Origin of the sequence: Dickeya parazeae Ech586, assembly GCF_000025065.1 — a bacterium.
GTDB lineage: Bacteria > Pseudomonadota > Gammaproteobacteria > Enterobacterales > Enterobacteriaceae > Dickeya > Dickeya zeae.
Genome location: NC_013592.1, coordinates 3,323,396 through 3,338,325 on the forward strand (window position 1 = coordinate 3,323,396; position 14,930 = coordinate 3,338,325).

At 55.6% G+C, this 14,930-nt stretch carries 13 protein-coding genes; 4 read left to right on the forward strand and 9 right to left on the reverse strand.

Features of this window, described 5'->3' with window-relative positions:
• Positions 1–3: 3 nt before the first annotated feature.
• The 5 genes from hutH to DD586_RS14565 all read right to left on the reverse strand — a co-directional run bounded on the left by hutH (position 4) and on the right by DD586_RS14565 (position 5,310).
• Positions 4–1,566 carry a histidine ammonia-lyase gene (hutH, locus tag DD586_RS14545; protein ID WP_012885589.1) on the reverse strand — a complete coding sequence of 521 codons (1,563 nt, stop codon included), beginning with the start codon at positions 1,564–1,566 and terminating at the stop codon, positions 4–6.
• 111 nt (positions 1,567–1,677) lie between these two features.
• Positions 1,678–2,463, reverse strand: coding sequence for an ABC transporter ATP-binding protein (locus tag DD586_RS14550; protein WP_012885590.1), 786 nt, complete (start codon positions 2,461–2,463; stop codon positions 1,678–1,680).
• Positions 2,460–3,320 (reverse strand): ABC transporter permease, encoded by an 861-nt coding sequence (locus tag DD586_RS14555; protein WP_012885591.1) that lies wholly within the window; start codon positions 3,318–3,320, stop codon positions 2,460–2,462. Before DD586_RS14555 ends, DD586_RS14550 begins: the two co-directional genes overlap by 4 nt.
• Before the next feature lie 18 nt (positions 3,321–3,338).
• A complete protein-coding gene (locus DD586_RS14560) occupies positions 3,339–4,301 on the reverse strand; it encodes an ABC transporter substrate-binding protein (RefSeq protein WP_012885592.1) in 963 nt (320 codons plus the stop codon).
• Positions 4,302–4,545: 244 nt separating this feature from the next.
• Positions 4,546–5,310 carry a YkgJ family cysteine cluster protein gene (locus DD586_RS14565; RefSeq protein ID WP_041165044.1) on the reverse strand — a complete coding sequence of 255 codons (765 nt, stop codon included), beginning with the start codon at positions 5,308–5,310 and terminating at the stop codon, positions 4,546–4,548.
• A gap of 264 nt (positions 5,311–5,574) precedes the next feature.
• Between DD586_RS14565 and hutC the strand changes: the two genes are divergently transcribed.
• The 4 genes from hutC to DD586_RS14585 all read left to right on the forward strand — a co-directional run bounded on the left by hutC (position 5,575) and on the right by DD586_RS14585 (position 11,133).
• Entirely contained in the window at positions 5,575–6,324 is a 750-nt protein-coding gene (hutC, locus tag DD586_RS14570) for a histidine utilization repressor (protein ID WP_012885594.1), read from the forward strand.
• Positions 6,325–7,265: 941 nt separating this feature from the next.
• A complete protein-coding gene (locus DD586_RS14575; protein ID WP_012885595.1) occupies positions 7,266–8,582 on the forward strand; it encodes a PTS transporter subunit IIC in 1,317 nt (438 codons plus the stop codon).
• Positions 8,583–8,803: 221 nt separating this feature from the next.
• A complete protein-coding gene (locus DD586_RS14580; protein WP_012885596.1) occupies positions 8,804–10,417 on the forward strand; it encodes an ATP-binding protein in 1,614 nt (537 codons plus the stop codon).
• A gap of 23 nt (positions 10,418–10,440) precedes the next feature.
• Entirely contained in the window at positions 10,441–11,133 is a 693-nt protein-coding gene (locus DD586_RS14585) for a response regulator (RefSeq protein ID WP_071818931.1), read from the forward strand.
• Positions 11,134–11,160: 27 nt separating this feature from the next.
• On the opposite strand, the gene DD586_RS14590 is transcribed toward DD586_RS14585, so the two are convergent.
• From DD586_RS14590 to DD586_RS14605, 4 genes are read right to left on the reverse strand one after another with little or no spacing between them, the layout of a single operon-like run.
• Positions 11,161–12,705 carry an HAL/PAL/TAL family ammonia-lyase gene (locus DD586_RS14590; protein WP_012885598.1) on the reverse strand — a complete coding sequence of 515 codons (1,545 nt, stop codon included), beginning with the start codon at positions 12,703–12,705 and terminating at the stop codon, positions 11,161–11,163.
• A 10-nt stretch (positions 12,706–12,715) separates the two neighbouring features.
• Positions 12,716–13,498, reverse strand: coding sequence for an ABC transporter ATP-binding protein (locus tag DD586_RS14595; RefSeq protein ID WP_012885599.1), 783 nt, complete (start codon positions 13,496–13,498; stop codon positions 12,716–12,718).
• Positions 13,491–14,207: an ABC transporter permease gene (locus tag DD586_RS14600; protein WP_012885600.1), complete on the reverse strand. Its 717-nt coding sequence runs from the start codon at positions 14,205–14,207 to the stop codon at positions 13,491–13,493. The genes DD586_RS14595 and DD586_RS14600 overlap by 8 nt, the downstream gene beginning before the upstream one ends.
• Entirely contained in the window at positions 14,204–14,926 is a 723-nt protein-coding gene (locus tag DD586_RS14605; protein ID WP_012885601.1) for an ABC transporter permease, read from the reverse strand. Before DD586_RS14605 ends, DD586_RS14600 begins: the two co-directional genes overlap by 4 nt.
• Positions 14,927–14,930 lie beyond the last annotated feature (4 nt).

The following is a 14,930-nucleotide window of genomic DNA, read 5'->3' on the forward strand; positions in this document are numbered from 1 at the left end:
TTATCAAACAGAAGCAAAAGCCGGGTCAGCGGCATAACTGGGTAACAATGCGGTGATAACAGACGGCCAATGATCACGGCTGGCCCACTGGCGCATCCGCTCAATATCGGTCGCCATCAGACGATCACGCTCCAGAAACGCCACCTGTTCACGCACCTGCGCCAGCTCATGCTCCAGCAACGGCGAACTTTTCAGTGGACGATGGAAGTCGATGCCCTGCGCCGCCGCCATGGCTTCAATCCCCACCACCGTCGCGGTGTTAAAGCACATGCTGCCGAGACGGCGGGCGGCGTAGGTCGCCATCGATACATGGTCTTCCTGATTGGCGGAGGTCGGCAGACTGTCGACACTGCCAGGATGCGCCAGCGATTTGTTTTCTGACGCCAGCGCGGCGGCGGTCACCTGGGCTATCATAAATCCGGAATTCACCCCGCCATCGTGAACCAGAAACGGCGGTAACCCAGACAATGTACTGTCGAGCAACAGCGCCATGCGCCGTTCTGAAATCGCGCCGATTTCCGCTACCGCCAGCGCGATGATGTCAGCGGCGAACGCCACCGGTTCCGCGTGGAAATTGCCACCCGAAATCACCTCATCGGCATCGGGAAACACCAGCGGGTTATCCGATGCGGCGTTGGCTTCAATACCCAGCACGCGGGCGGCGTGGTGCAAATTGTCCAGACAAGCCCCCATCACCTGCGGTACACAGCGAATCGAATACGGGTCTTGTACCCGGCCACAATGCACGTGTGACTGCAAAATCTCACTGTCGGTCAGCAAGGCGCTGACTGCCGCAGCGACCACTATCTGCCCATGCTGACCACGCGCCTGATGGATGCGGGCATCAAACGGCTTCACCGAACCTTTGATGGCCTCCAGTGATAGCGCCCCTGCCACCAGCCCGGCGGCAAACACGTTTTCAGCCTCAAACAATCCGCGCAGCGCCAGCGCGGTAGACACCTGAGTCCCGTTGAGCAGCGCCAGACCCTCTTTCGGCCCCAGCACCAACGGCTCAACGCCAGCCCGCGCCAGCCCGTCGGCCGCCGGGATAAGCGCGCCGTCAACCCGCGCCTGCCCTTCTCCCAACAGCAGCAGCGATAAATGCGCCAGCGGTGCCAGATCGCCGCTAGCCCCCACCGAGCCTTTTTCTGGAATACAGGGCATGACCCCGGCGTTAAACAGCGCCAGCAAGGTGTCGATGACTTGCAAGCGCACCCCGGAGTGCCCGCGCGCCAGGCTAATGACTTTGGTCGCCATCACCAGACGCACCACATCATCCGGCAACAGATCGCCGATACCCACGCTGTGGGACAACACCAGATTGCGCTGTAGCTCCGCCAGTCTGTCGGCGGGGATACGGGTCTGGGCCAGCTTGCCAAAACCGGTGTTGATGCCATAGACCACCCGGTCCTGGCGCACAATGTTCTGCACCGTTTCCTGCGCGGCTGCCACCGCCGTACGCGCCTGTGCCGCCAGCGTCAGGGTGACGTTCCCCCGATAAATCGCGCGCAGTGTGGCGAGATCCACCGTGCCGGGCATCAGGCAATAGCTTCGGGTTTGTGACATATATCTAATCCTGTATAGACAAGTAAAGCTAAACCAATCCGGCTGCGTTCATCATCCTTTATCCAGCCGGTGCGTATGTTTCATCCTGCACCCCCACAGCAGGCGCGACGCTCAGTGCGCCAGCGCCTGCCGGGTTTCACTACGAATCTCTTCCGTCACCCGCGCCTTGAGCGCCATAAATTCTGGCGAGGTTTTAAGGGTATAGTCTCTCGGCCATGGAAAATCCACTGCCACTTCAGTTTTAATCCGACCCGGCCGGGCGCTGAAAATCGCCACTTTGTTAGCCATGAAAATCGCTTCGTCGATATCGTGGGTGACGAACAACACCGTCTTGCGCGACGACTCCCACACCGACAACAGCAACTCCTGCATCATGACCCGGGTCTGGTTATCCAGCGCACCGAAGGGTTCATCCATCAACAGAACTTTCGGGTCGTTAGCCAGCGCGCGGGCAATGGCGGTACGCTGTTGCATGCCACCGGAGAGCTGGCGCGGGTAATGATGCTCGAACCCGTTCAACCCCACCTGATGCAGATAATACTCGCTGCGTTCGCGTTGTTGCGCCGCACTGACGCCCCGCTCCTGCAACCCAAAACAGATGTTCTCGCGCACCGTCAGCCACGGAAACAAGGTATAGCTCTGAAAGACCATGCCGCGATCGGCTCCGGGGCCGTCCACCAACGCGCCATCCAGCCAGACTTCGCCACGGGTTGGCGTATCCAGTCCGGCAATAATGCGCAGTAACGTCGATTTACCGCAACCGGATGGTCCTAAAATCGTGACGAAGTCGTTTTCATTGACCTGATAATCGATGGGCTGCAACGCCGGGATAGCCTCACCCTGCGGGCCGGTAAACACCCGCTCCACCTGCCGAATGGTCAGTTTGCTGTATTTCATGACAGGCTCCAGGCGAATAAACGGCGATTAACGGCTTTAAACAGGAAATCGGACAGCAACCCGATAACGCCGATGACAATAATGCCGAAGATGATTTGTCCGGTATTGAGCAGCGCCTGGCTATCGACAATCATGTGGCCGATACCGCTTGAGGCACCAATCAGCTCGGCAACGATCACGTAAGTCCAGGCCCAGCCGAGTACCAGCCGCAATAATTCGGCTATTCCCGGTGCAGCGCCGGGGATCAACACCCGGGTCACCACACTGCGGCTGGAGCACCCGAGCGTATAAGCCGCTTCCACCAGATCACGCCGTGCGGTACCGACGCTGACCGCCACCATCAACACAATCTGGAAGAACGAGCCGATAAAAATCACCAGGATCTTCTGCATCTCACCGATACCGGCCCACAAAATCAGCAACGGTACGAACGCCGAGGCGGGCAGATAACGGCAGAATGACACAAACGGTTCGAAGAAGGCTTCCACCAGCTTGTACGCCCCCATCAGGATGCCGAGCGGCACACCAATCAATGCAGCCAGCAGAAAACCGGCCACCACGCGCATCACCGTCATGCCGATGTCTTGCTGAAAATCATAATCAGTAAACAGCAGCACCCCTTCGTGTAGCATCGTCAGCGGGTTAGCCAGAAATGTGGCGGAAACCACACCGCTGAACGTCACCAGCGACCACAAGCCGATAAACAGCACGAAGAACCCCACGCCGAGCGTCCAGCGTAAGCGCATCGATACCGGTCGCAGCGGCACCATCAACGGGTTATGCACCCGCACCGGCGCATCGGGCAGTGCCGCAGGTGTACGCGTGGTGGTGTGAGAGAGGCTATTGATGTCCGCCATGTCCGCATCCTTCCCCGGTTATTTCACATAGCTGGCGTCATACAGCGCGGAAAGATCCGGTTGCTGGCGAATGACTTTCGCCTCCAGCAACAGTTTTGACGCTTCGTCACTGAACCGGGCGATTTCGCCACTAAAGAAGACACGATTTTGCTCCCGATCCTGCCAGCGTAGATAACGGGCTGACTCGGCGAACGCCTTACCGCTGGTTTTCACCGCCGCGCCCATGATGTCGTATGACTTATCCGGCTGCGTTTTAATCATCTCCAGCGCGTCAAAATAGCTTTCTACCAAGGCTTTCGCTGCCTGCGGGTGTTGCTGCAAAAACGTCGGCGTACAACCGAGCGTGTCCATCACCATCGGGTAATCGAGTGTCGTGGCGAGAATTTTCCCCTTGTCCGGCTGCTGACGAATGGTAGACAGGTACGGTTCATAGCTCATGGCCGCGTCATTTTGCCCGGCAACAAACGCCTGAGCCGCCGCCTGCGGCGACAGCGTCGCAATGTGAACATCTTTCAGGCTCATGCCGTTTTTATCCAGCATCCACGCCAGTGCGAAGTACGGTGAAGTACCGGGTGCATCAACGCCGATGGTTTTCCCTTTCAGGTCATGCACGCTGTTCACACCATTGCGTACCGCCAGTCCATCCGCGCCGTAAGATTTGTCGAGCTGGACAATCTGTTTGAGCATCACACCACTGGCTGCCCAGGAAACGTAGGTTTCCACCGTCGTTGCGGCACACTGAATCGCACCAGATGCCACCGCCAGATGGCGGTCTTTCTGTGGGATCATTTTCAGATCCACTTTCAGCCCATGCTGTTGAAAAATACCGGCCTTATCCGCCAGTGTCAGCGGGGCGAAGCCCGTCCAGCCGGAAATACCGATAGCCACCGGCGTTTCCTGCGCCTGTGCGCTCAGGGCGCTAGCCAGACAAACGGCCATCAACGAGATTTTCCAACCGGTACGACCTGGTGCTGTACTCATGTTTCTACTCCTGTCAGGAAAAGAAAAAGCGATGGACCGCAAGTGTTATAATCTTGTCTATACAAGCAAGAGGCGTGCCAGTACAGCAACACGGGCAAATCGACGGAAATGGCGGGATGAAGCGACAGAAAAGAAGAGAATCACCACAGGGAGGGAGGCAGAGCGCCCTATAACGGTGCACCCTGCCCTGTTTTCAACCATGCACGTTCAAACAGACAAACGGCAGGGCGTGTTTACCACGCGATCAGGCTGCGCGCAAACCGATAAAACCATAAGACTGAGACGGCCCGGTGACCGCGTCAGCACCGGCCTGTTTCAGGGTTTCCAGCACGTCCTCACCGGAAACATGGAACTGCCACGCACGACCCGGCGCGGCGTCGGCATGTTCTTTGGCGCTAAACTGCCCGGCCAGTTCCAGCGCCGACAGAAACGCCGTCATATCCGGCAGGTATGCCGTGAAACCATCGCCTTTCAGCGCACTGGTGGCGATCCCGAGCCAATGGCAAACCGATGCTTTGATATGGATATCATCACGATCCGCCTGGCGGGAACGTTCGATCAACGCCTCGGTTTCACTGTCCACCAACCGGTCTGAAACAATCAGCGCGTCACCGTGTTGCCAGGCCTCGGGCGGACAATCCTTGTTAACCTGCCGCAGTGGAATATGCGGGTTGATCTCCATCGGGTAAATCCGGCACACCAGCGGGCGACGCGCGTAGATTCGACAACGTAAATCGTCGTCCAGATGCCGACACGGGCCAGGACTGTAAGCCGCAAAGGTAATAGCGATAAATGCCCGGGTCTCACCACTTATCACATCACAAGAGCGCGACTGGGCATGCTGTCGCTGCTCTGGGGGTATGCCGATGCCATTTTGCAGAAACCCCTCCACCAGCACGATAATTTGGCCACCGTCCGATGCCCATTCTTTCGCCTCAGTCAGAGTCAGGGGAACATGATGGCCCATGCAGCATTTGCCGCATCCTACACAGGAAAACGTTGTATTCATCGGTGATCGACTCTTATTGACACCACATGCATAAATCAGGAATAAGCCCGACAAGATTGAAGACGTCATCTGAACACCATCCTGATGATCAGGATTTCGTAAAGATAACGTCAGTATAACGTTAAGGATCGATATTTTGATAAATTTACAAAATGCGGTGGGCTGGCAGTGCGACGAAAACTGCCTCGAATCACAGGTTGTCTATACAGGACTGGGCGTTGTTCGTTACACTGCCTTTATCTGTCGCCTTTTGAGGATAACGCCTTGACCGACCAGCAAACCGCGTCCCAACTTGCCGCGGCCATGAGTGATACCCCGGCCCCCATCTACCAGCGGGTAAAGCAAGCCATCATCAACCAGATTCGCAGCGGAGCCTGGCAATCGCACCAACGGGTGCCGTCGGAAAGTGAGCTGGTCAACGAATTGGGCGTGAGCCGTATGACCATCAACCGGGCATTACGGGAACTGACCAGCGAAGGTTTTCTGGTGCGGATGCAGGGGGTGGGAACCTTTGTGGCAGAGCAGAAAGCCCATACTGCGATGCTGGAAGTTCACAACATCGCCGATGAAATTGCCGCGCGCGGTCATCGCCACAGCAGCCGGGTGCTGGTGCTGGAACGTCTCAGTGCCGACGGCGATCAAGCCGCACAACTGGATATCGCGCCTGGACAACCGCTGTTTCATTCGCAAATTGTGCACTATGAAAACGGCGTGCCGGTACAGTTGGAGATCCGCTACGTGAACCCGCAGGTGGCACCGGATTATCTGCAGCAGGATTTTACCGTTGTCACGCCACACAGTTACCTGAGCCGCGTGGCACCACTGACCGCCGGTGAACACCGGGTAGAGGCGGTTGCCGCTGAACCACGCCAGCGCGAGCTACTGGCGCTGGACGAACAGGAACCCTGTCTGCTGATCCGCCGCCGGACCTGGCACGGCTCGCGGGTCGTTACCGCCGCACGGCTGTTTTATCCCGGTTCCCGTTATCAATTGTTTGGACGGTTCGGCGGCTAAGCGCCTATCCCATTCGGCTATTCTGGTGCCAGCCGTCAGCAGGCAGGAAAACGGCACCTTAGTGTTGAATGGGAATAGACGGTATATACCCAAAATAATTCGAGTTGCAGGACAACACGCATGCGTGTTGAACAACGCCACGCGTTGGCCCTTTAGGGCAAGGCTCGTTCGAGCCTTGTAACGCGGCAAGAGAGCGACAAATTCGTTGGGAACGAATTTGACCAGCCAACGGCTGGCCTCCGGTGAGAGACAGGATGTCTCTCATTTCGTCCCCAGGAGCTTACACAAGTAAGTGACTGGGGTGAGTGACAAATTGGCGTAAGCCGATTTGAACGCTGCTAGCAGCGGCCCCGAAGGGGCGAGGCCCATGAAGTGGGCCGAGTAACGCAGCCAACACACCTGCAACTTGAAGTATGAAGGGTATAGAGAAAAGCAGATGGAAGCGGTCTCGTTGCATCACAAGGGGAGACAAGTTCCACATCAATACCGAAACCACCTGCTTTTATTCTGTGTTGCTCTTTTTATGTGCTATTTGTGACGATAAGGCGCATCGTGACCAGATTTTATTCATCATCCGACGCCCCACGATATACCCGCCAGCACTACTCACTTATTTCAATAAAAAGCGCCCAGTATTTTTACAAAAACTAAAAGATAATACAGGCTGAATAAGTAATAATACTAAAATACATCAATTAATTCATCACCACACTTAACATTCGCCGAGATATTCATTAACATAAGGCGGGTAAAACGTAACGCTTAACAACGCTGCCGACGGTAAAGAAACAAAAAAACAAAATCAACCAAATAATAATTAAGCGCATAAAAATCATTTAATGCTTTAAATTTATCCACCAATGTGACCGCAGATCAACTTTCACCGATATGAACACCGTTATTTTACCCTGAGTAGAAGTTTATTAATAAAGGGGAATATCGTGCTTCAATTTTTGATTGAATTACTCAAAGACGCCGCCATATTGGTGAGTCTTTTCACCATGTTGGGAAATATTATTCAAAAGAAAAACATCAATGACATCATTACGTCAACAGTGAGAACCTATCTGGGCTTCATCATTCTGTTCGCCAGCGCAGATTTGCTTATCTCGCCGGCATTGAGTAACTTTTCAAAAATTTTCCTGACTGCTTTTCACGTTCAGGGTATCGTGCCTAACAATGAAGTGGTGATTGTTGTCGCGATGGAAAAACTCGGTAAGCTGTACTCTTCCGCCATTGCTGCCGGGCTTATCGGCGCTATGTTTTTCAATATTGTGCTGGCTAAAATCACGCCGTTGAAATACATCGTCCTTTCCGGACACCATGTGTTCTTCATGGTCAGTTGTTTGACCATCATCGCCATGCTGCACGGTATCTCCGTTTCCAGCTCGGCGATATTGGCGACGCTTATTACCGGAGTGTGGTGTGTTATTTCTCCCGCCTTGCTGGTGCGCTATTGTCGACAAATTGAAAACTGTGATGCGTTGCGACAGTCCGGTGATTTTTCTATCGGACAATTTGGCTCCACCAGTTATATGCTGGCTGGCTGGTTGGGCGAAAAATTCGGTAATAAAGACGTCGATGCCGAGAAACTGGCTATTCCGACCAGTATCGGCTTCTTAAAAGATAAGCAGGTTTCAACCTTCTTTGTCATGCTGCTGTTTTTCGTTATCTCCTCACTGGTTGCCGGTGCCGAACACGTACAAGCGATCGCTGACGCCAGCCATAAAGACCACAGCCATATCAATATATTTCTGTTTTTGCTCAAACAAGCCGGGTTATTTTCAGCAGGCGTTTATATGCTGACCCGCGGCGTACATATGTTTATCGAAGAACTGATTCCGGCGTTTAAAGGCATCAGTGATAAGATTATCAAGAAATCCATTCCGGCGATTGAAATCTATTCACTGTTTCCTTATTCCAACAACGCCGTTTTCATCGGTTTTATCTGCTGCACTATCAGTGGCTTCCTAACCATGATTCTGTTGCCGGTATTCGGCTATCCGGCAATGGTTCCCAGCCTGCTGTTTACCTTTGCCAGTGGCGGCGGCGCAGGCATTATCGGCAATGCCACCGGCGGTATCCGTGGCGCGGTTATCGGCGCGGTTGCCTGCGGTATCATCTCTATCGCCGGTTCGGCATTTATTTTCCAGCCGATCCACGATGCGGGTGTCGATGCGCCGACCACCTACTCAACCACCGATTTCACGTTGCTGGGCCTTTCGCTGCATAGCGTGTTGTCACTGTTGAATCGCTAATTATCACCAGAAACATTGATGCGGCCTGAGGCAATCAGGCCGCTTGTCTGTTTAAATAGCAGCACCCGATCCTGTTTCCCGTGGCTCGCAAACGCTGCCACTTTTCGCAGCATTCCCCTGCGCGCGTTGTGATGATACGCGATGATATCGTTTGCCCGGACGACGCCACAGGATGCGGCAGTCTTTATCTGTTGTACAACCCATGACTGACGGAATACACCATGTCAGAGGCCATCACCACCGGCAGCGAGCCGAGCAGCTCCTATAAGTATCAGATAATACTCTACTATTTCATCACGTCTCTGGCCGTGGTGGTAGCGACCGGCTGCGCTGTTTTTCTCGTTATCAGTCATCTGCTGTATAACGACGTAGCGGATAAATCCAAGAATCTGGCGCTTATCCTCTCGCAGGACACGGCACTCAAGCTGGCAGTGCAGCATCGGGATCTGGCGATGCTGCGTGATCTTATCAGTCAACGCTACGCGCGCAGTGATGCGGATTTTATTGTCATCAGCGACCCGGATAATATCCGCCTCTACCATCCTGATCCGGCGCAGGTAAACCGGGTCATCAACGATAGTGGTAACCTTGAGCTGCTGCGCACCGGAAAAAGCTACACGGTCAACAATACCGGTTATTCCGGTGCCTCGGTCAAAACCCGCGCCCCGTTGCTGCTCGACGGTAAATTCATCGGCTATGTTTCGGTTGGGTATACGGAAGCGCACCGCCAAAACCTGCTGGAGGATTACTTCTCGCCGTTTTTCGGCTTGCTGATCGCCGTCTTTATCCTGATTTTGCTAGGTGGCGTCTTTTCCTACCGCCTGCTGAAAAAGCAGATGTCCGGCCTGACGCCGGAGATGATCAATTATAGATACCAGGTACGCCGGGCCATTCTGCACGCCATTTACGATGGCGTGATCGCCGTCAGCCCGGAAGGCCGCATCATCGCCATCAATAACGCGGCCAAAAAGATGCTCGCCATCGACCATCCCAACGGCCCGCTGACCGGACACATCATTACCGATTATGTGGTACCGGCTGATTTCTTTTTATCCAGCGAACGTCAGGAATGCCATGATGTAGACGTGACCTTCAACGGCTCGACGTTTATCGCCAACCGCACCATCATCCTCAACCAGCAGGATGAGTTTGCCGGTTTTGTCATCAGCCTGCGGGAAAGAACCAACGAAACGCTGATGAGCAAACAGGTCAACCACATTAAGCATGAAAGCGAAGAGCTGCGGGTTATCAGCCACGAATTCAAAAACCGGCTGGCGGTTATCTACGGCCTGCTCCAGTTAGGGGAATATGAGCGCGTCAGCCAGTATGTTGCGCAGGAAAACGCCCAGCAACAGCAACTTTATGACGCCATCATCCAGTCTTTCCACTGCCCCTGTGTTGCCGGGTTGATACTCGGTAAACTGGGGCGGGCGAGCGAACTGGGCATCGACCTGCAGATTGACCCGCTCTCTTGTTACACTGGAACGGATGCACCACTGAGCGCCGAGGAAATGGCCTGTATCATTGGCAACCTGCTGGATAACGCGCTGGAAGCCACGGTGAAAATGCCCGCCCATGCGCAATCTGTCGAACTTTATCTCAATGACAGCAGTGATGAAATCGTCTTATCGGTGCAGGATAACGGCCCAGGGCTCGGTCAGGTGGCGATAGAAGAGCTGTTTATGAAAGGCACGACCAGCAAATCAGGACGCCATCATGGTGTCGGTTTGTATCTGGTGCAGTCGCTGGTACAAAAGGCACAGGGCGTTTGTCTGGTTGATACAGACGGCGATAACGACGGCGCGGTATTTTCCGTTTATATACCCAAAGTTTAACCGATAGTTAGAAGATTAACGCTATGGCAAACACAATCAGCGTCTTTTTGGTTGAGGACAATCACGACATGGCTTTCTTCATTGAAAGCTTCATCAGGAAACACCCTGAATTCCTGCTATTAGGCAGCGCAGACACGCTGGCAGATGCCCGATTAGCTATCGCTGCCCAAAAACCCGACCTCGTGATGCTGGATAACTACCTGCCCGATGGCACCGGCATCGACATGATGAAGCATCTGCGTGCCACCCAACCAGAGGTCGACGTCATTTTTATTACCGCAGCCAATGACATCGAGACGATCAAAGCAGCAATACGGCATGGTGCCAGTGATTATCTGGTCAAACCGTTCATACTGGAGCGGCTGGAAGAAGCGCTGAAAAACTACCTGATGTTCAACAGAAAAGTCGCCCAGAAATCGCACCTGCAACAAGACGAGATCGACCGGGTCATACGTCAGAGCATTCCACATCATGTGCCTGCCGGGTTTATCTACCCAAAAGGTATCGACGAGTTGACGCTCAATCAGGTACGGGCGGCGTTTTCCGGCGAGCACACGCAGCACACCGCCGACAGCCTGAGCGATATGATTGGCATCAGTAAGTCTACCGCCCGGCGCTATCTGGAGTACTGCAAAAACATTAAATTGCTGGAAGCCCACATTCAGCACGGCACCGTCGGGCGGCCTCAACGTTTTTACCGACTGGCGTTTAATTAGCCAGCGCGCCCCGCTTCCTGCTCGCCGTTATTCGTCTGTTTCTGAACCGTCCTGCCTGTTCGGGTAGGACAACTCATCCCAGTCAGGATCCTGATGCCGTAACACGGCTACTGCACGGGCGATATCCGGTGCCAGCCAGCGATCCTCCTGCCAGACCCCAACCTGTCGACGCAACTGCCGCCAGGCCAGTTGTGTTCCCACACCGGCGTTATCCGGACCGAGAAAATCCAACGCCTGTGCTGCCAGCAGGTATTCGATAGCCAGCACGTGCCAGACGTTTTCACTCAGTTTCAGCAACTTGAGCACCGCCGGGGTCCCCATGCTCAAATGGTCTTCCTGCAAGCCGGAGGTGACAAAGTTATCGACCACCGCTGGCTGGGCCAATAAGCGGTTCTCACCACAGAGTGAAGCGGCCACATACTGAGCGATCATCATGCCGGAATTTACCCCCGGCTGGGCGACCAAAAACGGTGGCAGCCCGCTCACCAGTGGGTTGATCAGCCGGTCCAGCCGACGCTCCGCCACGCCCGCCAGTTCACATAACGCCAGCGCCAGACTGTCTGCCGCCAGTGCCACCGCTTCACCATGCGGGTTTGCCTGCGATATCACCCGCCACTGCTCCGGCGTGCCCAGCACCAGTGGATTATCGGTCGCAGCATTGAGTTCCATCTCAATACGCTGCGCCGACGCGGTAAATTGATCGCGGCAGGCACCATGAATTTGCGGAATGGATCGCAGGCTTAGTGCATCCTGCGTCCGGATGCCTTCGCTCTGGGCGATAATCTGGCTCCCAGCCAACAGGGCGCGCAAGCGCTGCCCGACCCGTTGAGTGCCTGCACTCGGTTTCAATGCCAGCACTTCGGGGTCAAATGCCACGATCTGCCCACGCAACGCCTCAAAGCTCATCGCACCAGTCACATCTGCCCAGTCCAGCTGACGCGCCGCATCATCCAACGCCAGACAAGCCAGCCCGGTCATGCACGGCGTGCCATTGACCAGCGACAGCCCGTCTTTTGCGCCCAGCGTCACGGGTGCCACACCAATACGTTGCAACGCCTGCGATGCTGGCAATACCTGACCTTGCCATTCCACCTCGCCGACGCCAATCAACGCCAGCCCGATATGTGCCATATGGGTGAGATACCCCACCGAGCCTTGCGATGGCACGCAGGGTGTGACGCCCTGATTGAGCAGCGCGAGCAGCGCCCGTACGATATCAGGCTGAATTCCCGACCTGCCGTGACTGTAATTGGCAATCGCCGCACACAGAATGGCGCGGGTCTGTTCGACCGGCAGCCGCGGCCCGACGCCACAGGCGTGACTGAGCAAGGTATTGCGCGACAGTCGCGCCAGATCCGCCACCGGTAACGTTACATTACATAACGCGCCCAGACCGGTATTCACGCCATAGGCCAGCGTTTCGCTGTCGACAATCTGTTCGACGATACGCCGTGATTGGTTCATGCGCTGCCAGGCCGCCTCACTCAGGCTAAGCGGTGCGCCATGACGCGCCACCTGCACCAGTTCACGCCATGTTAGTGGCGCATCGCCCCAACAAATCTCGGTAACCATAGTGTTCCCCTTACACGGTCTGGTGACTGGCGATAAATTGCTGAAAACGCGCCGAGCTTTCGCCACCGAACATGGCTTCTGGCGCGCCTTCGCAGTCAATCCGCCCCTGATGCATGAACACCACCCGACTGGATACGTGGCGGGCAAACCCCATTTCGTGGGTCACCACCAGCATGGTGCGCCCCTCTTCGGCCAGCCCGCGCATCACCTTCAGCACGTCGCCGACCAGTTCCGGATCCAGCGCCGAGGTCGGCTCATCAAACAGCATCACCTCTGGCTCCATCGACAACGCCCTGGCAATTGCCACTCGCTGCTGCTGGCCTCCGGACAGTTGCGCCGGATAAAAGTGCCGCCGCTCATACAGCCCGACCTTCGCCAGTAACGCCTCCGCCTTTTCGACACAGTCGACGCGCGAGCGCCCGAGAATATGCAACGGCCCTTCGATGACGTTTTGCAGCACCGTCATATGGCTCCACAAATTGAAATTCTGGAACACCATCCCCAATCGGGTACGCAGCCGCTCCACCTGACGCCGGTCAGCCGCGACCTGATGGCCGAGTTTGTGACGCTTCATCAGGATCATTTCACCGCTGACAGCGACCGTGCCGTCATCTGGCGTTTCCAGCAGGTTGATGCAACGCAAAAAGGTACTCTTGCCCGATCCACTGGCACCCAACAGCGAAATCACCTCGCCTTTGCGCGCATCCAATGAGATACCTTTGAGCACCTCAAGCGCACCGAATGACTTGCGGATATCGATCATCGATAAGGTGATGGGGGCGGTTTTATTCATGATCTCTCCCAAAAGACGTCGGTACCGCGGCCAGATTGGGCGACAACGCGCGTTCCAGCCAGGCAAACACCCTGACAATAATGAAGTTCAGTAGCAGGTAAATCAGCGCCGCGCAGACAAACACCTCCAGCGTGCGATACGTGCGCTGGATTATCTGTTGCGCGACACCGGTGATATCCCACACCGTGACCAGACTGGCCAGTGCGGTGGACTTGATCAGCAAGATCGCCTCGGTTGACCAGGCAGGCAACGCGTGGCGCAACGCCACCGGCGCGATAATGCGGCGCAACAGTAGCCAGCGCGACATGCCGCACGCCAGCCCCGCCTCAATCTGCCCCGCGGGAACAGACAACAGCGCACCGCGCAGAATTTCCGCGGTATAACCGGCGGTGCACAGCGCTAATGCCATCACAGCGCAACTGAACGGATCGCGCAGTACCGGCCAGAACAGGCTGTCACGCACCACGCTGAATTGCCCCAAACCGTAATAGACCAGAAATAGCTGGATCAGCAGCGGCGTACCGCGAAATATCAACATATACAACCGGGCAAACCCACTCAGCGGCCAGATAGCGCTCACCCGCATCGCTACCAGCAGTACCGAAAGCGCAGCGCCCACCACAAATGAGGAAAAAAACAGCCCCAGCGTCACCGGCAGCGCTGACAGTAACCGCAGGAATGTTTGAGTCAGAAAAGCAATATCCATCATGACGGCTCCTGCATCGCTTTACGCCGATAAGGCTGAGACAACATCCGCTCCAGGCGGGCAAACGCCGCATTGGAAAACACAGTCAGGATCAGATAGAGGGCCGCACCGGCGAGGTAGAACAGAAAATAGTCGCGGGTCGAACCGGCGGCCATCTGGCTGGCGCGCATCAGCTCGATAATGCCGGTGACCGACACCAGCGCTGAATCCTTCAGGCTCATTTGCCAGACATTGGACAAACCCGGCAGGGCAAAGCGCATCACCTGCGGCAGCAGAATTCGCCATCCAATGCGCCAGTGCGACATCCCCATCGCGCTGGCCGCTTCAAGTTCACCGCTACTCACGGCCAGACGCGCCGCGCGGTACACCTCGCCCTGATACGATGCGGAAATCAACCCAATCGCCAACGCGCCAATCAGGAAAGGCGGCAGTTCGATAAATCCCTCGGCACCGAACCAGCGCCCAATCTGCGTCAACACGCCGGAACCACCAAAATAAAACAGGTAGATGATCAGCAGTTCCGGAATGCCACGAAACACGATGGAATACGTCTCCCCGGCCACGCGCCAGAACCGGCGCGTGGACAGTTTGGCCGCTGCAACCGCAGCACCGACCAATGCGCCGATCAGCAGCGCAACCATCGTAAGGAATAAGGTGGTCAGCGCGGCCATCGCCAGCAGTCCGCCCCACCCCTGATCGCTGAAATCTAACAGGGCCAGCATACCG